This is a genomic window from Micromonospora sp. CNZ297 (assembly GCF_007827625.1).
The window spans coordinates 155,882-180,782 of record NZ_VISU01000013.1; the positions used below are offsets into that span (position 1 = coordinate 155,882).

At 73.7% G+C, this 24,901-nt stretch carries 18 protein-coding genes and 1 riboswitch; of the genes, 9 read left to right on the plus strand and 9 right to left on the minus strand.

From position 1 onward, the window contains the following. Positions 1-32: 32 nt before the first annotated feature. Positions 33-653: an L-threonylcarbamoyladenylate synthase gene (locus tag FB454_RS22430; RefSeq protein WP_013286492.1), complete on the minus strand. Its 621-nt coding sequence runs from the start codon at positions 651-653 to the stop codon at positions 33-35. A 96-nt stretch (positions 654-749) separates the two neighbouring features. Between FB454_RS22430 and FB454_RS22435 the strand changes: the two genes are divergently transcribed. Both FB454_RS22435 and FB454_RS22440 read left to right on the plus strand, forming a co-directional pair. Then, positions 750-1,127, plus strand: coding sequence for a hypothetical protein (locus FB454_RS22435; protein WP_013286493.1), 378 nt, complete (start codon positions 750-752; stop codon positions 1,125-1,127). A gap of 261 nt (positions 1,128-1,388) precedes the next feature. After that, positions 1,389-4,403, plus strand: a complete 3,015-nt coding sequence (locus tag FB454_RS22440; protein WP_145823415.1) for a glycosyl hydrolase — start codon at positions 1,389-1,391, stop codon at positions 4,401-4,403. A gap of 57 nt (positions 4,404-4,460) precedes the next feature. Here FB454_RS22440 and FB454_RS22445 read toward each other — a convergent pair whose 3' ends face one another. From FB454_RS22445 to FB454_RS22465, 5 genes are all read right to left on the minus strand, one after another. Then, on the minus strand, positions 4,461-4,841 hold the full coding sequence (locus FB454_RS22445) for a VOC family protein (protein WP_145755419.1): 381 nt from the start codon (positions 4,839-4,841) through the stop codon (positions 4,461-4,463). A gap of 45 nt (positions 4,842-4,886) precedes the next feature. After that, a complete protein-coding gene (locus FB454_RS22450; protein ID WP_145823416.1) occupies positions 4,887-5,750 on the minus strand; it encodes an SDR family oxidoreductase in 864 nt (287 codons plus the stop codon). A 563-nt stretch (positions 5,751-6,313) separates the two neighbouring features. Beyond that, a complete protein-coding gene (locus tag FB454_RS22455; RefSeq protein ID WP_145823417.1) occupies positions 6,314-9,109 on the minus strand; it encodes an FAD-binding and (Fe-S)-binding domain-containing protein in 2,796 nt (931 codons plus the stop codon). A 46-nt stretch (positions 9,110-9,155) separates the two neighbouring features. After that, positions 9,156-9,926, minus strand: a complete 771-nt coding sequence (locus tag FB454_RS22460; RefSeq protein WP_145823418.1) for a nucleotidyltransferase domain-containing protein — start codon at positions 9,924-9,926, stop codon at positions 9,156-9,158. Between the two features lie 29 nt (positions 9,927-9,955). Then, positions 9,956-10,897: a diacylglycerol/lipid kinase family protein gene (locus FB454_RS22465; protein WP_013286499.1), complete on the minus strand. Its 942-nt coding sequence runs from the start codon at positions 10,895-10,897 to the stop codon at positions 9,956-9,958. Between the two features lie 153 nt (positions 10,898-11,050). Between FB454_RS22465 and FB454_RS22470 the strand changes: the two genes are divergently transcribed. From FB454_RS22470 to FB454_RS22485, 4 genes are all read left to right on the plus strand, one after another. After that, on the plus strand, positions 11,051-12,259 hold the full coding sequence (locus FB454_RS22470) for a hypothetical protein (RefSeq protein ID WP_486481609.1): 1,209 nt from the start codon (positions 11,051-11,053) through the stop codon (positions 12,257-12,259). A 137-nt stretch (positions 12,260-12,396) separates the two neighbouring features. Then, complete coding sequence (locus FB454_RS22475) at positions 12,397-13,059, plus strand: hypothetical protein (RefSeq protein WP_145755421.1); 663 nt, start codon at positions 12,397-12,399, stop codon at positions 13,057-13,059. Positions 13,060-13,205: 146 nt separating this feature from the next. Then, positions 13,206-15,521, plus strand: coding sequence for a transglycosylase domain-containing protein (locus FB454_RS22480; protein ID WP_114920484.1), 2,316 nt, complete (start codon positions 13,206-13,208; stop codon positions 15,519-15,521). 411 nt (positions 15,522-15,932) lie between these two features. Continuing rightward, positions 15,933-17,996 (plus strand): M4 family metallopeptidase, encoded by a 2,064-nt coding sequence (locus FB454_RS22485; RefSeq protein WP_145755422.1) that lies wholly within the window; start codon positions 15,933-15,935, stop codon positions 17,994-17,996. 142 nt (positions 17,997-18,138) lie between these two features. Here the strand turns inward: FB454_RS22485 and FB454_RS22490 are convergent, their stop codons facing one another. Next, a complete protein-coding gene (locus FB454_RS22490) occupies positions 18,139-18,588 on the minus strand; it encodes a YbaB/EbfC family nucleoid-associated protein (protein ID WP_030273244.1) in 450 nt (149 codons plus the stop codon). A 188-nt stretch (positions 18,589-18,776) separates the two neighbouring features. Next, positions 18,777-19,436, minus strand: a complete 660-nt coding sequence (locus tag FB454_RS22495) for a transglycosylase family protein (RefSeq protein WP_145755423.1) — start codon at positions 19,434-19,436, stop codon at positions 18,777-18,779. Next, positions 19,435-19,593, minus strand: a riboswitch (cyclic di-AMP (ydaO/yuaA leader). (Overlaps the previous gene by 2 nt.) A 158-nt stretch (positions 19,594-19,751) precedes the next feature. On the opposite strand from FB454_RS22495, the gene FB454_RS22500 reads away from it, so the two are divergent. Genes FB454_RS22500 through FB454_RS22510 form a run of 3 tightly spaced genes read left to right on the plus strand, consistent with a single transcriptional unit; the run spans position 19,752 to position 22,567 of the window. Further along, entirely contained in the window at positions 19,752-21,314 is a 1,563-nt protein-coding gene (locus FB454_RS22500) for an LLM class flavin-dependent oxidoreductase (RefSeq protein ID WP_145823419.1), read from the plus strand. A 46-nt stretch (positions 21,315-21,360) separates the two neighbouring features. Then, a complete protein-coding gene (locus FB454_RS22505; protein WP_013286507.1) occupies positions 21,361-21,837 on the plus strand; it encodes a winged helix-turn-helix transcriptional regulator in 477 nt (158 codons plus the stop codon). Positions 21,838-21,868: 31 nt separating this feature from the next. After that, on the plus strand, positions 21,869-22,567 hold the full coding sequence (locus FB454_RS22510; protein WP_013476656.1) for an SDR family oxidoreductase: 699 nt from the start codon (positions 21,869-21,871) through the stop codon (positions 22,565-22,567). A 393-nt stretch (positions 22,568-22,960) separates the two neighbouring features. Here FB454_RS22510 and htpG read toward each other — a convergent pair whose 3' ends face one another. Next, entirely contained in the window at positions 22,961-24,853 is a 1,893-nt protein-coding gene (gene htpG / locus FB454_RS22515) for a molecular chaperone HtpG (RefSeq protein ID WP_145823420.1), read from the minus strand. Positions 24,854-24,901: the final 48 nt, after the last annotated feature.

The window sequence follows — 24,901 nt, forward strand, 5'->3', positions numbered from 1 at the left end:
GCGGCGGCCCGGCGGGGCGGAACGGGTGATCGTTACTCGAAGCGGGCCGGGTCGCCGGCGCCGCGGCGCAGGATCTCCGGCTCGGGGCCGGACAGGTCGACCACTGTGGTCGGCTCCAGCCCGCAGTCCCCGGCGTCGACCACGGCGTCGACGAGGTGGTCGAGCCGTTCCTTGATCTCCCAGCCCTGGGTCATCGGCTCGTCCTCGCCGGGCAGCAGCAGCGTGCTGGTCAGCAGCGGCTCGCCGAGTTCGGCGAGCAGCGCCTGGGTCACGGTGTGCCGGGGTACGCGCGCCCCGACCACCCGGCGCCGCGGGTCCTGCAACCGGCGGGGCACCTCGGCGGTGGCCGGCAGCAGGAAGGTGTAGCTGCCCGGGATGACGGACTTGACCTGCCGGAAGACCGCGTTGCTGAGCTTGACGAACTGGCCGAGCTGGGCGAAGTCGGCGCACATCAGGGTGAACGGGTGCCGGTCGTCGAGCCGCCGGATCTCCCGGATCCGCTCCACGCCGTCGCGGTTGCCGATCCGGCAGCCGAGCGCGTAGCAGGAGTCGGTCGGGTAGGCGATCACCCCGTCGGCGCGCAGCAGGTCCACCACCTGCCGGATCACGCGGGGCTGGGGGTTGTCCGGATGCAGGTCGTAGTACCTCGCCACGCCGGCCAGCCTATGTCCACGCCCGGGCGGGCGCAGGTTTGGCCGGGGCGGTTTCCGGAAACAGGTGGGGGCCGTTCACGACAGGGGGACCGAATCATGTCCGAAGCCAGCACAGACCGCGTCGCCGACCGCCCCGCGGAGGTGACCGATCCGCTGCTGTGGGACCTGGCCGCCGCGGTGGCCGACGCGCACCAGCCGGACGCCGAGCGCGTCTGCACCAGCCCGAGCTGCGTCGGGGCGGCGTGGCCGTGCGCGGCCTGGAACAACGCGCAGGCGGGGCTGAGCGCCGCCCGGACGCCGCGGCAGCCCGCCGCGCCCCGGCAGTCCGCCGGCTCGCCGCAGTCCGCGTCGCGGCCGGTCGCCGGACAGCCGGTCGCCGGGCAGCCGGGCGCCGGTCGAGCCGGTGCCGCCGGTGAGCCGGGCACGGCTGCGGCACGCACCGACGTGCGGAGTCTCGCCGCCACCGCCGCCTGACTCAGCGTAGGCGTACGCGTCCTCGCGCCGCCCCCGGCCGCCTCGGTCGGGGGCGGCGCTTCGTGCGGGCCGTCGACGCTGGTCAGGGCGCTTCGCGAGGTGACCGGAGGGCCTTCCGTGAGCACGGGAGAGCGCTCTCTTTGGTAACAAGACATTGACGGAGCCGTAACCCGAACCTTACTGTCCCTTCTCAAGAGAGCGCTCTCACGACTGCCGGAACACCATTTCGTACCCCGCCTTCTCCTCGTGAAGGGGACCTCCATGAACCTCCTGCGGGACTTCTCCCCCGACCCCGTACCCCCGACCGCGCCCGTCCCGTCCCCGGCCCGCCGTCGCGGTCTGCGGGCGACCGCCCTCGTCGCCGCGTCCGTGCTCGCCGCCGGCCTGCTGGGCGCCGTGGCCGGCGGCGGCGGCACGGCCACCGCCGGCGCCGTCGGCGCGGGCAGCTACACCGAGACGCTGCCGCCCGGCGCCCAGCTGCCCAAGGGCTGCGGCGCGATCAGCACCAACCCGCGCATCTTCACCACCCCCGACGCGCCCGCCGGCGCCATCCCCACCAACGACTGGTGGTCGTCGCTGATCTGGAAGCGCAACAACTGCGCCGGCAGCGAGAACCTGCACGCCCACCCGCTGGCGTTCAAGGCCGAGAACAACGGGCTCGGCCTGTCGTACACCACCACCCCGGCCATCAGCGGCACCGCGACCGGCGTCGGCGAGTTCCACTACCCGTACGGCGAGGACGTCCGCGTCGGGATGCCCGGACTGTCCGCGCCGGTCGTCAAGGCCGCCGACTGGAGCGACTGGACGGTCACCGCCGACTGGAGCGACGGCAGCCGCACCATGCGCGCCACCATCGGCCACGGGCTGCCGTTCAGCTACTACACGGTCAGCGGCGGCACCGCGCAGCTCACCGCCACCGCGACGCCCACCGTGTGGCGCAACTCCGGCGCCACCATCGGCTTCACTGTCAACGGCCACGACTACGTCGCGTACGCACCGACCGGCGCGACCTGGACCGTCAACGGCGCCGGCATCAGCTCGACGCTGGCCGGCAAGGGGTACTTCTCGGTCGCGGTGCTGCCCGGCGGCGGCGACCGGGCCGCCCTGGCCGACACCTACGGCCGGTACGCCCACGCCCACGTCACCGGCACCCGGATGAGCTACACGTACGACCCGTCGGCGGGAACGGTGCGCACCACGTACGCGTTCACCACCACGCCCCGCGAGGGCAGCGAGACGAAGACAGTGGTGGCGCTCTACCCGCACCAGTGGCGCAGCCTCACCGGCGCCACCCCGATCACCCCGACGTACGTCTCGGCGCGCGGCGCCATGCGGGTGCTCACCGGCGTGCCGTCGTTCACCACCACGATGCGTTTCACCGGTGTGCTGCCCGAGGTGCCCGCCGTCGGCGACTCCAGCGGCGCGGACCTGGCCACCGTCACCGGCTACCTCAACGCCGAGCAGGGCAACCCGGAGGGCGTCAGCGGCCGGGACACCTACTGGGCGGGCAAGGGACTCGGCCGGGCCGCCCGGATCGCCGAGATCGCCGACCAGCTCGGGCAGACCCCGGTCCGCGACGCGGCGGTGACCGCGATGAAGAACCGGCTGACCAACTGGCTCACCGCCGGCTCGGGCGAGACCAGCCAGCTGTTCTACTACGACCGCAACTGGGGCACGCTGATCGGCTACCCGGCCTCGTACGGCTCCGACGAGGACCTCAACGACCACCATTTCCACTACGGCTACTTCATCGCCGCCGCCGCCACTGTCGCCAAGTTCGACCCGGGCTGGGCCGACGACAGCCGCTACGGCGGCATGATCGACCTGCTCATCCGCGACGCCAACAACTACGACCGCGCCGACAGCCGCTTCCCCTACCTGCGGGACTTCGACATCTACGCCGGGCACGACTGGGCCTCCGGGCTGGCGCCGTTCTTCGCCGGCAACAACCAGGAGTCCTCCTCGGAGGGGATGAACTTCGCCAACGCGCTGATCCAGTGGGGTCAGGCCACCGGCGACACCGCCGTCCGCGACGCCGGGGTCTACCTGTGGACCACGCAGTCGGCGGCCATCTCCGAGTACTGGTTCGACGTGTACGACCAGAACTTCCCGGCCGCGTTCGGGCACAAGACGGTCGGCATGGTGTGGGGCGACGGCGGGGCGTACGCGACCTGGTTCTCCTCCGCGCCGGAGATGATCCAGGGCATCAACATGCTGCCGATCACCGGCGGTCACCTCTACCTGGGCGACCACCCCGAGTACGTCAAGGCCAACTACGCCGAGCTGGTCACCAACAAGGGCGGCCCGCCGACCGTGTGGCAGGACATCATCTGGGAGTTCCTGGCCCTCGGCGACGGCGAGCAGGCGCTGCGCAACTTCCGGGCGAACAGCGGGTTCACCAGCGAGGAAGGTGAGAGCAAGGCGCACACGTTCCACTGGATCCGCAACCTCGCCGCGCTCGGCACCGTGGACACCACGGTCACCGCGAACCACCCGCTGGCGAAGGTGTTCGTCAAGAACGGCGCCCGCACCTACGTGGCGTCGAACATCACCGCCCAGCCGCTCACAGTCACGTTCTCCAACGGCACCACGCTCACCGTGCCGGCCGGGAGGACGGCCACCTCCGGGGCGTACGCGTGGAGCGGCGGCGACGCCACCGGCGGCGTGACCGTGCCGACCGGTCCGCCGCCGACCTCGACGCCGACGCCGACCCCGACGACCGCCAGTCCGACGCCGACCACGGCCAGCCCGACGCCGACGCCGACGCCGACCACCGCCAGCCCCACTCCGAGTACCGGCACCCCGCTGACACCGGTCCGCTACCTGCGTACGGGCGGCGGGCTGGACGGCAGCGCCGGCACCGCCGGCACGGTGAACGTGGCGGCGGCGAACGGCAACTCCGACGGCACACCGGCCAACCCGCAGGTGTTCACCGCCACCGGGCTGACCGGCACGTACACCGGCGGGGCGACCGTGTTCGACCTGGCCGTCGACGCGGGGACCGCGATCGGCAACGGCGTCCAGATCCGGGTCTCCTACGACCTGACCGGCAACGGCAGCGTCGAGCGGGTGGAGACCTACTGGTACTTCGCCACCGATCCGATCCCGGGTGCGGAGCGCTACCGGCAGACCCAGGGCCTGCTCTCGGCCACCGGCACGCTGGGCAACCTGTCCGGCGGCACGGTACGCGTCGAGGTGTGGAACGCCATCGGTGGCGCGCCCACGATCCTCGGCGTCGGGAACGCCTCGACGGTCACGCTGCCGTACGGCTCCTGACCCACGGTTTCGGCGCCCCGGCCCGCACGGCCGGGGCGCCGGCTCGTGCCTACCGGTTCACGGCCAGCGGGTCGCGGTGGCCTCGAACACCTCGCTGTCACTCGCCACCGGGATGACGCAGAGCAGGTGCCCGCCCGGCGCGCGCAGCACGTGGCAGTCGAGCCAGCGGGACACCGGCGTGGCGCCCAGCCCGCACAGCCGCTCCACCTCGGCCGCCACGTCGTCGGTCTCGATGTCGAGATGGTGACGGGGCGCGTCGTCGACCGACTGCACGGCGGTGACCAGCCCCGGCACCACGTCGGCCAGGCCGGTGAACTCCGGTTCGGCCGGATCGGTGCGCAGGCTCGCGCCGAGCGCGGCGGACCAGAACGCGGCGCACTCCCCCGCCTCGTCCTGCGGCGCGTCGATGATCAGGGCGTACAACCTCGATCGATGCATCGCCCGAGCCTAGCCACGACCGCCGGCAGCGGCAGCCCGGCGAGGTCAGGCGGTCACGTGGGCGCTGTCGCCGGCCGTCGCGGCGAACGACGTGCCGCTGACCATCCGCGCGGCGTCGGAGGCGAGGAACACCACCAGCGGCGACACGTCCTCCGGCTCCACCCACGGCACGCCGAGCGGCGTCTTCGACCGCAGCGCCTGAATCGCGGCGTCCTCCACCTGAGCCAGGTCACCGGAGGCCGGCTTGCCCGCCTCGACGAGCGCCTGGACGTACCGGTCCCGGTGCCGGGTCAGGGCGGTGTCGACCAGGCCCGGGATCACCGCGTTCACCGTCACGCCGTGCGGCCCGAGTTCCAGCGCGGCGGACTTGACCAGCCCGATCAGTCCCCACTTGGACGCCGAGTACGCGGACCCGTTCGTGGTGCCGTGCTGCCCCTGGGTGGACGACGTGACCACGATCCGGCCGCCGCCGCGACGTACCAGCAGCGGCGCGAAGGCCCGCAGCACGTTCGCGGCGCCGGTGAGGTTCACGTCGATCTGGTCGTGCCAGTGCCGGTCGGTCATCTCCAGCAGCGGCGCGAACGCCTGGATGCCGGCGTTGGCGAACAGCACGTCCACGCCGCCGTGCTCGCGTTCCACCGCCTCGGCGACAGCGCGTACCGCGCCGATGTCGCGCTGATCGGCCACGTGCGCCGACCAGCGGGCGCCCGCCGCCGTCACCCGCCGGCCGGTCTCGGCCAGGTCCTCCGGGGTAGCGGGCGGCAGGTCCAGGATCGGGCTGACCGGCCCGGCGACGTCCATCCCGGCCACGTCCGCGCCCGCCTCGGCCAGCGCCACCGCCGCGGCCCGGCCGATCCCCCGCGCGGCGCCGGTGACCACAGCGACCCGCCCCGACAACACCCCCGCCACCGCGTCACCCCTCCCGTGGACTCCCCCCTCTCGCACCGTAAGCCCTGCCGCCATCGCCCCGCCTGCAATCGAGATCCCCGTACGCCCGCCCAGCTCACCGCTGGACAGAACCAGCCACCTCCCGGAGTTGGCGTCAAGCACGCACCCCACGTGCACCCGCCGATCCAAGGTCAACGCCAGCACGGGGAGGTGGTCACATCCAACCCACCCGGACCCCACCACTCCCCTGAACTGGTGTCGATCACGCGAGCAACCGACACCCGACCGAGGTCAAGATCAACACCAGTACGGGGAAGTGGCCACATCCAACCCACCCGGACCCCACCACTCCCCCGAACTGGTGTCGATCACGTATGACCTGCCCACGCCCGGCACCCCACGCCACCAAAGGCCGACACCACCTCGCCGAAGCGGCGGTATCCCCTGCATGAGAAGCGAGCCACCCGGCCAAAGCCCAGGCCAAGGCACCCAAGATCAACACCACCATCGGGAAGTGGCGCCTTCAGACCCGGCCCGACCCCACCACTTCCCCGAACTCGTGTCGATCTTGGAGGACCGGACCGCTACGGCGCGGTCACCTCGGCCAGCAGCTCCAGCAGGTGCCGGTACGGCTGCCCGGTGGCCCGCGCCAGCCCGATCTCGCAGGTGCGGTTCACCGAGGCGTACCCGTCGAAGGGCCGTGCCGCGACGGCGGCGGCCTCGGCCCGGGTGGCCGACGCGGTCAGCTCCGGATGCAGCAGTCCCCGGTCACCGGCGAAGCCGCAGCACTGCCAGCCGTCCGGGACCACCACCTCGTCGGCGACCGCGCGGGCCACGGTGAGCAGCGCGTCGTCCAGGCCGAGCCGGACCGACGAGCAGGTCGGGTGCAGCGCGAGCGAGCCGATCCGGCGGCGCACGGTCAGCCGGGGCAGCAGCGTGCCGACGGTGTACGCGACCGCGTCGACGACCCGCACGTCCCCGGCGCCGTCGACCAGCCGCTCGAAGCCCTCGGTGCAGGACGCGGCGTCGCTGACCACCGGCAGCGCGCCGTCGCGGCTCGCGGCGCGCAGCACCGGGGGCACGCGGTCGCGGACCGACCGGTAGCCGTCGGTGAGGCCCTTCGACGACCAGGGGGTGCCGCAGCACAGGTCACCGATGCCGTCCGGCACGAGCAGGCGTACGCCGGCCCGCTCGGCGAGCGTGAGCAGCGCGGCGGCCACGCCGGTGCCACCCTGCGCCGGGGCGAACAGCGTGCCCAGGCAGGACGGGACGAACACCGCGTCGGGGTCGTCGGCCGGGTGGGGGCGGCGCGGGGTGCCGCCGCGCGGCAGGTCCCGCTGCCACCGCGGCACCCGGTCCGCGCCGAGCACCGCGCGGGCGGCCCGGGTGGCGGCCTCGGGCAGCGCGGGCGGCAGCGCCCCGGCCAGGTCGAGTCCCCGGGCCATGCCCCGGGTGGTGGCGCCCCAGCGGCGGGCCGCGCCGCGCCAGGCGGTCCCCGCCGTCCGGCCGTGCTCCTGCGCGCGCAGCCGCTTGACCAGGTCACCGGTGTTGATCAGCACCGGGCAGGCGGTGGCGCACATGCCGTCAACCGCGCAGGTCTGCACCGCGTCGTAGTCGTAGTCGTCGGTCAGCTCCCGGGCCAGCGCGGTGTCTCCGGCGGCCTGCGCGGCGGCGATCTCCCGGCGCAGCACGATGCGCTGCCGGGGTGTGGTGGTGAGATCACGGCTGGGGCAGACCGGCTCGCAGTAGCCGCACTCGACGCAGCGGTCCACCTCCTCCTCCACCGCCGGCACGGTCTTGAGGTGCCGCATGTGGATCTCCGGATCGTCGCTGAGCAGCACGCCCGGGTTCAGCACGCCGTCCGGGTCGCAGAGCGTCTTCAGCTCGCGCATCACCTCGTACAGCTCGTCGCCGAACTGGCGGCGCACGTAGGGGGCCATCACCCGGCCGGTGCCGTGCTCTGCCTTGAGCGTGCCGCCGTGGCCGAGCACCAGGTCGACCATCTCCTCGGTGAAGTCGGCGTAGCGCGCCGGGGCCTCGCCGCCGTCGAACCGCTCGTTGAGCATGAAGTGCAGGTTGCCGTCCTTGGCGTGGCCGAAGATCACGCTGTCGGCGTACCGGTGCCGCTCGAACAGGTCGGCGAGCGACGCGCAGGTGCCGGCGAGCGCCTCGACCGGGACGGCGATGTCCTCCAGCAGCGCCGTGGTGCCGGACGGGCGGGCGCCCGCCACCGCCGCGTACAGGCCCTTGCGGATGTGCCACAGCGCGGCGCGGGAGGCCGGCTCTCCGCTGAGCCGGGCCGGGGCGCTCAGCGGCAGGCCGGACAGCACCGGTCCGGCGTCTGCGACCCGGTCGGCAAGCGCCGCCGGATCGGACTCCTGCCACTCGGCGAGCAGCGCGGCGTGCCCGCGCACGGCCAGGCCGCGCAGCGTCGCGTCCGCCTTCGGGTCGCGCTGGGCGACCCGCAGGGCGGCGGCGTCGAGCAACTCGATCGCCGCCGGCCCGGCGGCCACCAGCGCCGGCATGGCGGCCATCGCCGCGCCCAGGGTGTCGAAGACCAGCAGGCCGGTCGCGGCGTGCCGGTGCACGGGTACGGTGCGGAACGTCGCCGAGGCGACGAACGCGAGCGTGCCCTCACTGCCCACCACGAGCCGGGTGAGCAGGTCGGCCGGGTCGTCGTGGTCGAGGAACGCGTTCACGCCGTACCCCATGGTGTTCTTCATGGCGTACTGGGCGCGGATGCGGCGCACCGAGTCGGGATTGCCGCGTACCCGGTCACGCAGCCGCAGCAGCCCGGCGTGCAGGTCCGGTTCGGCGGCGCGCAGCCGGGCGTCGGCGTCCGGGACGCCGGTGTCCAGCACGGTGCCGCCGGGCAGGGCGAGGACCAGCGACTCCAACGTCCGGTACGTGTTGAACTCGGTTCCGCAGGTCATGCCGCTGGAGTTGTTGGCGACCACGCCGCCGACCGTGCAGGCGGACTCGCTGGCCGGGTCGGGGCCGAGTTTGCGGCCGTACGACGCGAGGCGCGCGTTCACCTGCCGCAGCACCACCCCGGGCTGCACCCGTACCCGCCGCCCGTCGTCGAGCACCGTCAGGTCGCGGAAGTGCCGCCGCACGTCGACGAGCAGCCGGTCGGTGACCGCCTGGCCGCTGAGGCTGGTGCCGCCGGAGCGGAACGTCAGCGCGGTGCCGGTGCGGCGCCCGTACGCGAGCAGCGCGGCCACCTGACCGGCGTCGGCCGGCGTGATCACCGCGCCGGGGTGCAGCAGGTAGTGCGAGGCGTCGTGGGCCATCCGCAGCCGGTCCGCGGCCCGGGTCGTCACACCGCCGGGCACCACCGACTCCAGCCCGGCCCGCGTGGACGCGCTCAGCTCCGTCATGATCACCGCACCTCCCCCGGCTCACAGTAGTCACGCACGGCGGGGCTCACCGCGCGGTGATCCGGTCCAGCACCCGCCGCTGGAACGCGCGGGCAGCCGGGCCGGACGGCGGCGTGCCGCCCCGGCGGGCCGCGATCGAGGCGCGGATCAGCGCGGCGTCCGGGTCGTCGGCGGCCACCCGCAGCCCGGCGTCGACCTTGCCCAGCCAGACGCCGTCGCGGATGCGCACCAGCGCCCGGCAGGCGCCGAGCACCGCGTCCTCCGCGCCGGGGGCCGGTTCGTCGCCGGGTGGCGTGGGCAGCGCCAGCCACCAGCGCAGCGCGTCCGCGAGCAGCGCCCGCAGCGCCTCCGGGGACGGGTCGGCGAACACGTCGGCAGCGGGCGGGCCGAGTAGCGTCCGACCGGACTGGCGCAGGATGCTGCGGTCCAGCGCGTACCAGAACCGCCCGTCGGCGGCGGGCCGGTCGGCCGGGTCGTAGGTGGCGCGGAACGGCATGGTGGCACCGGTGTTCAGCTCGAGCTCGAAGCCCGGCTCCGGGATGCCGGAGGCGGAGACGTCGCGGCGGTAGACGACCAGTTCCAGGCCGCGCGCCGGGCAGGGCAGCGACTCGTGCCGCAGCCGGTCCACGAGCAGGCGCTTGTCCGGCTCCGGCATCGGCCCGGCGGCCACCAGCGCCACGTCCACGTCGCTGCGGCCCGGCTGGTACGCGCCCAGCCCGACCGACCCGGCGGCGTACGCGCCGACCAGGTCCTCACCGAGCACGTCCCAGGAGCGGCGCACCACTTCGGCCAGGTAGTCGCGGATGTCGTCGCGCATTCCGGCATCCTGCCCCGGCCCGGGCGCGGTCAGTCCGCCGGGTCGGGACAGCACACGGTCAGCGCGCCCGGCACCACCTTCACCTTGAGCCGTTTCGCCTTGCCCCGGGCGCCGCCGTCCAGCTCGTACGTCTTCGGCGCGTCGAACCGGACCTTGATCTTGCGACCCCGGGTGATCCGCACGAACGGCGACTCCTCGGAACGCCCGGCGGCCATCCGGCCCAGCGTGCGCGCCCAGTCCACCGCGCCGCTGGCGGTGGACACGCCGACCTCCAGCGCCCCGTCGTCCGGGCGGGCGTCGTCGAAGGCCGGGATGCCGCCGGTGATGGTGCCGACGTTGCCGAACAGCACGCAGCTCGCCTCGTCGTCGAACCAGTCGGCGCCGTCGACCCGGATCCGGGTCCGTACGCACTCGCCGCGCACGTGCCGCAGCCCGGTCCAGACGTACGCGATCCGGCCGAACCGGCCCTTGAGCTGCCGGTCGGCGTCACGGATCAGGTCGCCGTCGAACCCGGCGCCGGCCATCACCGCGAAGTGCTCGCCGTTGATCCGGCCCAGGTCCAGCTCGCGCCGGCGGCCGTGCAGCGCGATGCGCACCGCCTCCGGCAGGTCGACCGGGATGCCCAGGTTCACCGCGAACAGGTTGGCCGTGCCGGCGGGCAGGATGCCCATCGGCACGCCGCTGCCCGCGAGCGCGTCGGCGCACCGCTGCACCATGCCGTCGCCGCCCCACACCAGCACCAGCTCGGCACCCTCGTCCAGGGCCGCGCGCACCCGCTTGGGCGCCTTGCGGCTCTTCGGCACCTCGTACCAGAGCAGCCGCCCGACCCCGGCGGCGACGAGCCGGGAGCGCAGCTCGTCGAGCCCACCCCCGAACGTCTTCTTCCGGTGGGCGACGACAGCGATCACACCGGCCGGGGGCGCGGCGGGGGCGGGGGTGGTGTCCGGGCGTTCGGCCGTGCGCGTGTCCATGGCCGGCTGGTACCCGGACTCCGCGGATCCCACGCCTGCGCCCGGCGCGACGCGCCCGACACGGATCGACGGCGTACTGTGCCCGGGCCGCCACGTTGGGTACAGTGCGGGGCGTCGATCGGTGCCGCCGGGCGTGGATCCGAAGGGTGCGGGATGTCGGAACGGACCGGGTGGATGGCGCGCTGCACGCTGCGCCTCGGCCTGCTGCTCGGTGCCGTGGCGGTCGTCTGGGGTGCCCACGAGGTCGCATCCGGCTCGGCCGCCCACGCCGCCGACCGCGAGCCGTCCGGCCCGCTCACCGCCACCGTCGGGGTGCTCACCCACACGCTCGGAACGGTGCTCGGCCTGCCCACGTCCGGAACGGGCGCCGCGCCCTCCACCGGATCCGGTGACGCCGCGGCGCAGCCGGCGACGCCCGCCGCGCCCGCGCCTGCTCCCGACCCCGCCGCACCCGGCCCCGCCGCACCCGCGCCTGCGTCCGACTCCGCCGCGCCGGTGCCCGCACCTGACGCGACCGCGCCGAAGCCCGGCACGCCCGCGTCCGGAACGCCGTTGCCCGGCACGGGCCGGCCGAATGCCCAGCCGGCCCCCGCGGCGCCGGTCACCGGCCGGGTGGTCGACGCGGTGGTGACGCCGGTCCGCGACCACGTGCTCACGCCCGTCACCGACGGCCTGCGCCCGGTCACCGACCCGGTAAGCGACCACGTGCTCGCGCCGGTCGCGGAGGGCCTGCGCCCGGTCACCGACCCGGTGAGGGCAGGCGTGCTCGACCCGGTGGCGGACGTGCTGGCCCCGGTCGTGGAGCCGTTGCGCCCGATCCTCGGCCCGGTCTGGCGGGGCCTGGAACCGGTACTCGACCCGCTGGATCCGGTGCTCGATCCGCTCAGCCCGGTGACCGATCTGATCGACCCGCCGGCCGCGCCGGACCCCGGCTCGCCCCCGGCGCCCGGCGAGCCCGTGCCCGGCCCGGCCGCTCCCGGCGCCCCGATCGTCCCGGCCGACCCGGCCGCGACGCCGGCACCGGCTCCCGAGCGTGCGCACGACACGCCGCCCCGCCTCGGCGGGCCGGTCCTCGCCGCCCCGGCGGCGCGCAGCCTCACCGTCGTCGGCACGCGGTGGGTCGAGCCCGTACGCAGCCGGGCACCGGCGACCGTCGGTCCGGCCGCGCACGTCACGACCACACCCGCCCTGCCGCTGCCGCTCGACGGCGTCACCCACGGCGGCGGCGCGGTGCACAGCGAGGCCGCCGACGCGGACGCGAACCGCTGGCGACTGCCGACGCTGACCCACGGGTACGCGCGACCGTCGGCCGACCCGCTGCCGCCGTCGCGCACGTCGCGCCCCGGCACCAGACCTGCCTGAGCGGACTCCACAGGCACCACCTCCGATCCGGAGCACGGGCGTGTCCCGCCCGACTGCCGCATGCCGCGGCGGCGCCGTCGACAGTCGTCCGGCGCCCGTAACCGACCCGACCACGCCTGGAAAACAGGAGTTCGTTCATGAGCACAGCCCTGCCCGTCGTCCGCGCCCGATGGTGCGACATCGGCCGGATCGCCGATCTCGTCGCCGAGGCCCTCGCGCCCACCGCGCTGGCCGCCTGGCTCGTCCCCGACAAGTCCCGCCGCCTGCCGGTCCTCGCCGCCGTGGCGCGGATCTGGACCGAACACGCGTTGCTGTTCGGCGACGCGTTCCTGCTGCCAGACGGCAGCGCCGCCACCGTGTGGTTCCACCGCTACCGCCCGATCCCCGTCCCCCACCGGTACGCCGACCGGCTCGCCGGCGCCGCCGGGACGGACGAGGACCGGTTCCGCCGCCTCGGTGAGGAACTGGCGGCACGCCGTCCTGCCGAGCCGCACAACCATCTGGCGCTGCTGGCCGCGCCCCGGGGCGGCGCGACGCAGGCGCTGTCCGCGGCGCAGCGCCGGATGGACACGTTGAGCCTGCCCACGTACGCGCACCCGTGCGCCGGTGAGCAGGAGGAGGAGCTGCTGCGGCGGCTCGGCTACGCCGAACGGGAGACGTTCGCCGCCCCGGACGGCACGCCGGTGCGGTCGCTGTGGCGGTCGGCGCCGTTCCACGCGGGCGGCAACGACAGGTGGCGGACCCGCCGGGCCGCCCGCCGGGAACGCGACGACCGGGCCGTCGGCTGGGCGGCACGCTGACCGGCTGAGCCCCGGGCCGGGGTGGACGACCGCCGCCCCGGCCCGGACCGGCGCCACACCGTCCGGGTTCTTCGGCCGGTGCCGTCGGCGCAGCTCGGTTAGCCTGCGAGCCGGGCACGACTCAGCCGAGCAGCCGGAGGTAACGCGTGCGGAACAGCGGATCCACCCCGGAACCGGGCGGCGCGACCCAGGTGCGCCCCAGGCGCAAGCGGCGGCGTCTGCTGGTCGTCCTCGCGGTCTGCACGCTGCTGGCCGGCTGCGGGCTGGTCGCCGGCGGCTACTACTTCGACAGCGTGCCGACGCCCAGCGACCTGAAGCTGCCCGAGTCCACCACCGTCTACTACGCAGACGGGCGCACGCCGATGGCGAAGCTGGGCGCGCAGAACCGCACCATCGTGCCGTACGACCAGATGAACGACTCGGCGAAGCAGGCGATCGTGGCGGCCGAGGACCGTACGTTCTGGACGAACCAGGGCATCGACTTCAAGGGTGTGATGCGGGCGGCCTGGGCCAACGTGAGCGGCGGGCAGCGGCAGGGCGCGTCCACCCTCACCCAGCAGTACGCGCGCATCGCCGCGGACCTGCGCGGGGTCACCTACTCCCGCAAGCTGCGCGAGGCGGTGATCGCGTGGAAGCTCGACGACGCATACTCCAAGGAGGAGATCCTCGGTTTCTACCTGAACACCGTGCCGTTCGGCCGGGGCGCGTACGGCATCGAGGCGGCCGCGCAGACGTACTTCGGCAAGACGGTGCGCCGGGACGCGCCCGCCGCGCGGCAGCTCACGCCGGCCGAGGCGATGGTGCTCTGCGCGATGGTGAAGCAGCCGGAGGCGGACCCGGCCGACCCGGAGGGCTCGCCCGGCTACGATCCGCGCCGCAACGCGCTGGCCCGGCAGAACTCGATCGACAGGTGGAACTACATCCGCGACGGCATGGTCAAGCTCGGCTACCTGACGCCGCAGCAGGCGGCGGATCTCGCGTACCCGGACACGGTCCGGCCGATCGACAAGGACGCGGGCCGCTCCGACCTGGACCGGCCGACCGGCCTGGTGGTCAACCATGTGCTCGCCGAGCTGCGCGAGACCGAGCCGTTCCGCGGCAAGCCGGACGAGGTGATCCGCGACGGCGGCTACCGGATCGTCACCACGATCGACAAGCGCGTGCAGGACGCGGCCGAGGCGGCGGCGGACATCCGCCGCGACACCGCGCCGCAGGCGGTACGCGGCCAGCCGCGCAACTGGCAGGCCGCGCTGGTGGCGGTGGAGCCGGGCACCGGCCGGGTGCTCGGCTACTACGGCGGCGACAAGGGCTCGGGCGCGGACTACGCCGGCTGGTACTACGACGAGAACGGCGAGACCCGCGGCTTCGGCCAGCATCCGCCGGGGTCGTCGTTCAAGGTGTACGACCTGGCCGCCGCCGTACGCGACGGGATCTCGGTGAAGCAGCGGTTCGACTCGCCGGACACCAAGGAGTTCCCCGCCTCGGGGCGGACGAAGGGCAGCGCGGCCGGGCCGATCCGCAACGCGGAGCGCGCGCCCTGCCAGCCGGACTGCGCGCTCTGGGAGGCCACTGTCGCGTCGCTGAACGTGACCTACTTCGAGCTGACCGAGAAGCTGGGCACCGCCAAGGTGATCGAGACCGCGCGGCAGGCCGGCGTGGAGTCGATGTGGGAGACGGTGCGGGGCAATCCCCGGCCGCAGCGCGTCGACCTGCGCAGCGACCCGGCCGACGAGGTGGCGAAGCGGTTCTCCACCGAGGTCGGGATCGGGCAGTACGGCATAACCGTGCAGGACCACGCGAACGGGATGGCGACGTTCGCGGCCGGCGGCAAGCGTGCCGACGCGCACTTCGTCCGGTCGGTGACCAAGGACGACGAGGAGGTGTGGACCGAGCAGCTCCGTACGACGGACCTGGGCCTGGACCGGGAGGCGATCGACCAGCTCGACTGGACGCTGCGCCGCGTGCGGGCCGCCGAGCTGGGCAACGGCTGGGACTCCGCCGGGAAGACCGGCACCTGGCAGGCCGGGCAGAGCACCACGCAGAACGTGCACACCTGGATGGTCGGCTGGACCGGCGCGCTCGCCTCGGCCGTCTGGCTGGGAACCACCGACGGCAAGCCGCTGCGGACCAGGGGCGGCAGCTACGAGGTGTACGGCTCGACCGGCGCCGCGCCGATCTGGCGGCAGTTCATGACCCGGGCCACCGCGGCCATGAAGCTCGACCCGGACAAGTACCGCTTCGGTCAGCCGAAGTTCCCCGGCGAGACCCCGGAGCCGACCCGGTCGGCGCCTCCGCCGGCGACCACCGCCGCGCCGACGCCGTCGGAGTCGCCGAGCCCGAGCCCGTCCTCGTCGAGCCCGAGCCCGGACCCGACCGGGCGGCCGACCTCGCGGCCGACGCTGACGCCGTCGCTGCCGCCGCTGCCCACCGTGTCGCCGACGCGGACCCGCGGCCCACGCTGACCCGGCCGGGCGGCGGTCCGCCGCCGCCCGGCCGCGCTGACGGCGGCCTCGCGTCTATGCGCGCCATTCGCACACAGCGGCAACGTCCGCAATTTGCACCGGCATCCATCCACCGTCGGCGATGTTCGCCCTGATCAGGGCCTATTGAAGATCATGGTTGCCTGGATCGGCGCGCGCGGCGGCGCGCCCGACTGTCAGCCGTTGCCCAGGTCACCCATTGCTCCGGGCTCGGGCGGCGTGTGATTGTGCACCAGCGAGCCGCCGACCCCCGGCGAATCGCGACGGTCGATCTGTCGACCCGGAGCCACGCCGGCAGCTCCGGTGACCGGCCGTCACCCTGCCTCGCACCACCGCGCCGCCCGTCCCCACCGGGCTCCGTGCGGCGCGCCTGTAGAACAGGAGCAAACCCCCGTGAAACTCTCACCTCGCCTCGCCGCGCTCACCGGCGCGGCCGCGGCCGGCCTGCTCGCCGCAGGCACCGCCGCCGCCGTGCAGGCCGCGCCACCCGGACCCGCCGCCCCCGACCCGGCGCAGGCCCGCGCGACCGCCGCCGACTCGGCCCGCGCCCTGGTCGCTAGCCGCCCCGCCTACCTGCAGGCCGGCTCCGACGACGCGTTCGTCCAGAAGCCGGTCATCTCCTCCGAGGGCACCCAGTACGTGCCCTACGAGCGCACCTACAAGGGCCTCCCGGTGGTCGGCGGCGACTTCGTGCTCGCCACGGACTCGGCCGGCAACCTGAAGTACGCCTCGGTCGCCCAGCAGCGGCCCATCGGCGCCCTCGCCACCACGCCCGCGCTGACTCCGGCCGCCGCCGCGAAGACGGCGCGCGCCCAGCTCAAGACCGTGAACGCGGTCGAGGGCACCACGCTCGTGGTCTACACGCTCGGCGCCGCACCGGCGCTGGCCTGGGAGACCACTGTTCGCGGCACCGGCGCGGACGGGCCGAGCCGGCTCACCGTCGACGTCGACGCCCGCACCGGCGCGGTCCTGCGCAAGCAGGAGCACGTCGTCCGCGGCACCGGCACCGGCGCCTGGAACGGGCCCAGCCCGCTCACGCTCAACACCACCCAGTCGGGCTCCACGTACACCATGAAGGACCCGACCGTCACCAACCTGAGCTGCCAGGACGCGGCCAACAACACCACGTTCAGCGGCTCCGACGACGTGTGGGGCAACGGCACCGCCACCAACAAGGAGACCGGCTGCGTGGACGCGTTGTTCTCCGCGCAGACCGAGCACAAGATGCTCGCCCAGTGGCTGGGCCGCAACGGCGCCAACGGCAACGGCGGCTACTGGCCGATCCGGGTGGGCCTCAACGACCAGAACGCCTACTACGACGGCAGCCAGGTGCAGATCGGCAAGAACACCGCCGGCCAGTGGATCGGCTCGCTGGACGTGGTGGCGCACGAGATCGGCCACGGCATCGACGACAACACCCCGGGCGGCATCTCCGGCGGCGGCACCCAGGAGTTCGTGGCCGATACGTTCGGCGCGGCCACCGAGTGGTTCGCCAACGAGCCGTCCAGCTACGACGCGCCCGACTTCCTGGTCGGCGAGAAGATCAACCTGGTCGGCTCCGGCCCGATCCGCAACATGTACAACCCGTCGGCGCTCGGCGACCCGAACTGCTACTCCAGCAGCATCCCGTCGACCGAGGTGCACGCCGCGGCCGGCCCGGGCAACCACTGGTTCTACCTGCTCGCCAACGGCAGCAGCCCGACCAACGGGCAGCCGTCCAGCTCGACCTGCAACGGCAGCAGCGTGACCGGCCTGGGCATCCAGAAGGCCATGAAGATCATGTACAACGGCATGCTGCTGAAGACCTCGTCCTCGTCGTACCTGAAGTACCGCACCTGGACGCTGCAGGCGGCGAAGAACCTCTACCCGGGCAGCTGCGCGGAGTTCAACACGGTCAAGGCGGCCTGGGACGCGGTGAGCGTGCCGGCCCAGTCCGGTGACCCGACCTGCGCCGGCGGCACCCCGACGCCCACCCCGAGCACCACGACCACCCCGCCGTCGGGCGGCTGCTCCGGCAACAAGCTCGCCAACCCGGGCTTCGAGTCCGGCAACGTGAGCTGGAGCGCCTCGTCCGGCGTCATCACCACCGCCAGCGGCCAGGCCGCGCACGGCGGCTCGTACAAGGCGTGGCTGGACGGGTACGGCTCGTCGCACACCGACACGCTCAGCCAGTCGGTGACGATCCCGGCCGGCTGCCGGGCGACGTTGAGCTTCTGGCTGCACATCGACAGCGCGGAGTCGACCACCAGCACCGCGTACGACAAGCTCACCGTCAAGGCGGGCAGCACCACGCTGGCCACCTACTCCAACCTGAACAAGGCCACCGGCTACGTGCAGCGGTCCTTCGACATCTCGTCGCTCGCAGGCACCACGGCGACCATCTCGTTCAGCGGCGTGGAGGACAGCTCGTTGCAGACGTCCTTCGTCGTCGACGACACCGCGGTCACCCTGAGCTGACCGTGGCGTGCGCGGCCGGTCGTCGTCCTCCCGGCGGCCGGCCGCCTCGCCGTGTCAGGCCCGGCGTCCCGCCGTGTCAGGCCCGGCGTCCCGCCGTGTCAGGCCCGGCGTCCCGCCGTGTCGGGCCGGCCGTTTCGCCGTGTCAGGCCCGGCGCGCGCCCTGGGACGCGGTGCCGCGGTCGCGGTGGATCCGCGCGGCCGCCTCGTGCATCGCGCGGCCGAACAGCTCGGCCTGGTCGCCCATGCTGCCGAGCCGGGCGGCGAGCGCGTCGGCGTCGGCCCGCGCCGACGCGCTGACCCGGGCGTCCAGCTCGGACAGCGCGGCGTTGGCGGCGGTGACGAAGTGTCCGCAGAGGACGTCGAGGGGCTCGCCGGCCAGCTCCGGGTCGATCGTCACGGAATCCAGCCGGCCACCCTGGACGGCGACCGCGCGGACCCGGCCGCCGGCGGCCGTGCCCTCGGCGCGCAGCAGGTCGCCGGGCTCGCCGTCGGCGTGCGCCGAGGCCCGGGAGCGCATCGCGGTGAGCGCCTGCTGCGTGCGGGTCAGCAGCTCGTCGATGCTCGCGGCCGCCGAGAACGGGTCGTTGGTCATATCCGCGCTTTCTTCACGTCTTAGCCGAGCATCGTGACACTAGCAACCGGCTCCGACGAATCGCGGTCACCGCCGTCGCGGACCGTCTCCCGGACGCCGGGAGCAGGCCGGACACCGTCGACGCGGCGTGTCGCGGACGGGGCGAACGCCCGGCCGGGGCGACCCGGCCGGGCGTTCTCGGACCGCTGTCAGCGCAGCCGCAGCCGCTGACCGGGGAAGATCAGGCCGGGGTCGTCGCCGACCACTGCGCGGTTGCGCTCGTGCAGGGCGCGCCAGCCGCCGTCGACGCGCTGCGTCACGGCGATCTCCGACAGCGTGTCCCCACGCCGGACCAGGTACGTCCCGGCGCCGGACGACGGCTGCGGCGCCACCGTCGTCGTGGCGCGCTCGGGCGCGGCCCTGCGGGTGGCCGCCCGCTCCGGCGCGGCCTTGCGCGTGGCGGCCCGCTTCGGGGCCGCCTTTGTGGTGGCCCGCTCGGACCGGGTCGCCGCGCTCGCCGAGCCGCCCTTCTTGCCGCAGACCGGCCACGCGCCGATGCCCTGGCCGCGCCGCACCTTCTCCGCGACGGCGATCTGCTCGGACCGGCTGGCCAGGTCTGCGCGCGCGGCGTACTTCTTGCCGCCGTAGCCGTTCCAGGTGGCGCGGGAGAACTGGAGCCCGCCGTAGTAGCCGTTACCGGTGTTGATCTTCCAGTTGCCGCCCGACTCGCAGCGCGCGACCGCGTCCCAGTTGACGCCCGCGCTGGCCGGAGCGGCCGGGCCGAACAGGGTCGCGGCGCCGACGGCGGCGCCGGCCAGGACCGCTCCGAGGGCGGTACGGCGGCTTCGGGCAGAGTATTCAGTTGCCATGTGGATTCCTCCACGCCGACGAGGTGAGCTGTCGGGTTCGGGCCGAGGAGCCCGGCCGCCGGTGGCGGCTTCACCCCGAGGTGACGATGCACCGTGGAACGTGTGGTTCCCCCGCTCCCGCGCGAGGTCCGGTTACCGGGGACGGCGGCGGGATTTGGCGTTTCCGGCCCGCGGTGTCCGCGTCTGCGAACGAAACCGACGCTAGGAGCGATTTGTGACAATCGTCCACTTCTTGTGACGCTCTTCACCCGGCCGGGCTACCGGCGGCGGCGCTACGGTGGCAGGGCCAGGCAAGATCACGGGAGGGCTTGACGGATGACCGATCACGGACACGAGCTGACCTTCGGCGGCTTCATCACCCCCGCCGCCGGGCAGCCCGACCAGGTCGTGGCGCTGGCCCGGCTGTGCGAGCAGGTCGGGCTGGACCTGGTCACGTTCCAGGACCATCCCTACCAGCCGGGCTTCCTGGACACCTGGACGCTGATGTCCTACGTGGCCGCGGCGACCGAACGCATCCGCCTGGCCGGAAACGTCCTCAACCTGCCGTTGCGCCAGCCGGTGGTACTGGCCCGCAGCGTCGCCAGCCTGGATCTGCTCACCGGCGGCCGGGTCGAGCTGGGACTCGGCGCGGGCGCGTTCTGGGACGCGATCGAGGCGGCGGGCGGGCGGCGCCTGTCCCCCGGCGCCGCCGTCGACGCCCTCGACGAGGCGATCCGGGTGATCCGCGAGGTCTGGGACACCGGCAGCCGCGGCATGATCCGTGTCGACGGCGAGCACTACCGGGTGGTCGGCGCCAAGCGCGGCCCGGCGCCCGCGCATCCGGTCGGCATCTGGGTCGGCGCCTACAAGCCGCGCATGCTGCGCCTGGTGGGCCGCGCCGCGGACGGCTGGCTGCCGTCCCTGTCGTACCTGCCCAAGGGCCCCGACGAGCTGCCCGCCCTGAACGCGCTCGTGGACGAGGGCGCCCGGGCCGCCGGGCGCGACCCGGCCGCGATCCGCCGCATGCTCAACGTGACCGGCACGTTCGCCCGCTCGTCGGCCGGTTTCCTGACCGGGCCGCCGGAGCAGTGGGTGGAGGAACTGGCCGGGCTCACCCTGGAGCACGGCATCACCACGTTCATCCTCGGCAGCGACGAGCCGCGCGCGATCCAGATCTTCGGCCAGGAGGTGGCCCCCGCGGTCCGGGAACTGGTCGCCGCCGAGCGCGCCACGCCCGCCGGCGGCGCCCGGGAGGCCGCCGACGAGCCGACCACCGCCGGCGGCCCGAGCACGCTCGGCGTCACCCCCACCCCCGACCCGGGGGTACGCCTGAGCGCGCGCCGCCCGTGGGACGAGTCCACCCGCCCGAGCGCCCCGCCGCCGCCGGCCGGACACGTCTACCCGGCCCGGGGACAGGCCGCCGGGCAGCACCTGGTGGACGTGCACGACCATCTGCGCCAGGAGCTGGCCCAGGTGCGCGACCTGCTGGAACAGGTCAAGCAGGGCTCGGTCTCGCCGGGCCGGGCGCGGGCCGCGCTCAACGAGATGACCATGCGGCAGAACAACTGGACGCTCGGGGCGTACTGCGCGGCCTACTGCACGATGGTCACCCAGCACCACGGGCTGGAGGACGCCTCGGTCTTCCCGCACCTGCGCCGCTCAGAGGCCGGGCTGGCCGCGGTGCTGGACCGCCTCGAGGAGGAGCACGTGGTGATCCACGGGGTGGTGGAGAGCGTCGACCGGGCGCTCGTGGAGCTGGTCCGGCGGCCCGGCGACTTCACGCAGCTCCAGGAGGCGGTGGACCTGCTCACCGACACGCTGCTGTCGCACCTGTCGTACGAGGAGCACCAGATCGTCGAGCCGCTGGCCCGGCACGGGTTCTTCCCCGGCCAGCTGTGAGGTAGCTGACTTCTGCTTTCTTAAGTCAGGGGGTACCGTCGACGCCATGACGGACCTCCTTGCGCAGCGTGACTCCTGGTCCACCGCCAACTGCTCGATCGCCCGGGCGCTGGAGGTGGTCGGCAACCGCACCACGCTGCTCCTGCTGCGGGAGGCGTCGTTCGGCACCCGCCGCTTCGACGACTTCGCCCGGCGGGTCGGCGTCAGCGAGCCGGTGGCCGCCGCACGCCTCAAGCAGCTCGTCGCCGACGGGCTGCTCGACCGGCGTCCCTACCGGGAGCCCGGGCAGCGCACCCGCGACGAGTACGTGCTCACTGCGAAGGGAAGCGACCTGATCCCGGTGCTCGTCGCGCTGCGGCAGTGGGGCGACACGTACGCCGCCGACGAGGCGGGCCCGGCGGTGCGGGTGGCCCACGAGGAGTGCGGCGCCGCGGTGCACGCCCGGCTGCGCTGCGGCGCGGGGCACGACGTACCCCCCGGCGAGCTGGCCGTCCTGCCCGGTCCGGGCCTGCTGTCCGCCTGACCCCTCCCTTCCCCACACCTCGGAGCGAGACATGAAGATCGCTGGAAGCACCGCCCTGGTCACCGGCGCCAACCGCGGCTTCGGCCGGCACCTGGCCGCCGAACTCGTCGCACGCGGCGCCACCGTCTGGGCCGGCGCCCGCAACCCGGACACCGTGGACCTGCCCGGAGTCACCCCGGTACGCCTCGACATCACCGACCCCGAGTCGGTGGCCGCCGCCGCGCAGCGGGCCGGGGACGTGACGCTGCTGGTCAACAGCGCCGGCGTGAGCACCGGCACCGACCTGCTCGACGGCGACCTCGCGCAGATCCGGCTGGAGATGGAGACGCACTACCTCGGCACGCTGTCGGTGGTACGGGCGTTCGCGCCGCAGATCGTGGCCAACGGCGGCGGCACGATCCTGAACGTGCTGTCGGCGCTGTCCTGGTTCACGTTCCCCGGCGTCGGCGCGTACGGCGCGGCGAAGGCCGCCGAGTGGTCGATGACGAACGCCCTGCGCCAGGAGCTGGCCGGCCGGGGCGTCCGCGTCGCGGGCCTGCACGTGGGCTACATGGACACCGAGATGGCCGCCGCCGTACCCGGCCCGAAGGCCCACCCGGCCGACGTCGCCCGGCTCGCCGCCGACGGCATCGAGTCCGACAGCTACGAGATCCTCGCCGACGACGTGGCGCGCCGGGTCCAGGCCGGACTGTCCGGCGGTGTGGCCGCGCTCTACCCCGCGCTCCCCTGAGCCGACCCGCCTCCAAGGTGGCGGCGCCACCTCGGCGAGCCGTTGCCGACCAACCGGCTGCCACGACAACCGCCTGAGGTCCCTCCAAACGGGACCAGCCTCCCCCACCCTGGGACACCCAAGCGCTCGTCCCCAGTCTGGGAGACCCACCGTGATCAACACCAGTTCGGCGAAATGGCGGGGTCAGAGCCCGTCCGATACCACCACTTCGGCGAGCTGGAGTGGATCACGCAACTGACCCGACACCCGCCCGACCATCGACTTCCGAGCGGAGTCGACACCGGCTCGGCGAGGTGGCGGTATCGGTGGCATGCCGATACCGCCACCTCGGCGGCATGGAGTCGATCACGCCGGCTCGCCGGGGCGGGTCGGGCGAACCGGGTCGGGGTGGGGCTACAGGCCGCGGGCCAGGCGGTCGGCGAGGATCCGGGTGAACCGGGCCGGGTCGGCCAGCTCGCCGCCCTCGGCCAGCAGCGCCATGCCGTACAGCAGCTCGGCGGTCTCGGTCAGCGCGGCCGTGTCGCCGCCCTCCCCGTGTGCCTTGCGCAGCCCGGTGACCAGCGGGTGGGCCGGGTTCAGCTCCAGGATCCGCTTGACCCGGGGCACCTCCTGGCCCATGGCCCGGTACATCTTCTCCAGCGTCGGCGTCATGTCGTGCGCGTCGCCCACCACGCAGGCCGGTGAGGTGGTCAGCCGGGTGGACAGGCGCACCTCCTTGACGCTGTCGGCGAGCGCGCCGCCGAGGAACGTGAGCAGGTCGGCGTACTCCTGCCGTTCCGCCTCGGCCTTCTCCTTCTCCTCCTCGGTCTCCAGGTCAACCTGCCCCTTGGCGACCGAGCGCAGCGTCTTCCCGTCGTACGCGCCGACGCGCTCGACCCACACCTCGTCCACCGGGTCGGTGAGGATCAGCACCTCGTAGCCCTTGGCGCGGAACGCCTCCAGGTGCGGCGAGTTCTCGATGGTGGCCCGGTTCTCGCCGGTGGCGTAGTAGATCTCGGTCTGGCCGTCCTTCATCCGCTCCACGTAGTCGCGCAGCGTGGTCGGCTCGGCCGGGTCGTGGGTGCTGGCGGTGCGAACCAGTTCCAGCAGCGTCTCGGTGTTGTCCGGGTCCTCCAGCAGACCCTCCTTGACCACCGCGCCGAACTCGGTCCAGAACGTGCGGTACGACTCGGCGGACATGTCCTTGAGCGTGGCGAGCACCTTCTTGACCAGCCGCCGGCGCACCGCGCGGATCTGCCGGTCCTGCTGGAGGATCTCCCGGGAGATGTTCAGCGACAGGTCGTGCGCGTCCACGACGCCCTTGACGAAGCGCAGGTAGTTGGGCATCAGCGCGTCGCAGTCGTCCATGATGAACACGCGCTTGACGTAGAGCTGCACACCCCGGCGGCCCTGCGGGGAGAACAGATCGAGCGGGGCGTGCGACGGCAGGAACAGCAGCGCCTCGTACTCGAAGGTGCCCTCGCCGCGCATGTGGATCGTCTCGAGCGGGTCGGCCCAGTCGTGCGCGACGTGCCGATAGAACTCCTTGTACTCGGCCTCGTCGACCTCGTCCCGCGAGCGCGCCCAGAGCGCCTTCATCGAGTTGAGCGTCTGCTCCTCGCGGGTGGTGGCGCCGTCCTCGCCGGGCTTGTCGACAGTCATCCGGATCGGCCACGAGATGAAGTCGGAGTAGCGCTTGACGATCTCGCGGATCGTCCACTCGGCGGTGTAGTCGTGCAGGTTGTCGTCAGTGTCGACCGGCTTGAGGTGCAGCGTGACCGAGGTGCCCTGGGGCGCGTCCTCGACCTCCTCGATCGAGTAGGTGCCCTCGCCCGCGGACTCCCAGCGGGTGCCGCCGGACTGCCCGGCACGGCGGGTCAGCAGCGTCACCCTGTCGGCGACCATGAACGTCGCGTAGAAGCCGACGCCGAACTGGCCGATCAGATCCTGGGACGCGGCGGCGTCGGCGGACTCGCGCAGCTTGCGCAGCAGCTCGGCGGTGCCGGACTTCGCGATCGTGCCGATCAGGCCGACCACCTCGTCGCGGGTCATGCCGATGCCGTTGTCCCGCACGGTGAGCGTACGGGCGTCCTTGTCGACCTCGATCTCGATGTGCAGGTCGGAGGTGTCCGCCGACAGTTCCTTGTCGACGAGCGACTCCAGCCGCAGCTTGTCCAGCGCGTCGGACGCGTTCGAGATCAGTTCGCGCAGGAAGACGTCCTTGTTCGAGTAGATCGAGTGCACCATCAGCTGCAACAGCTGACGAGCCTCGGCCTGGAACTCCAACGTCTCGACGCGGTTGCTCACACCGACTCCCTCTCCTCTGGCGGGCCTACGGCGGAAAGGATACGAGGG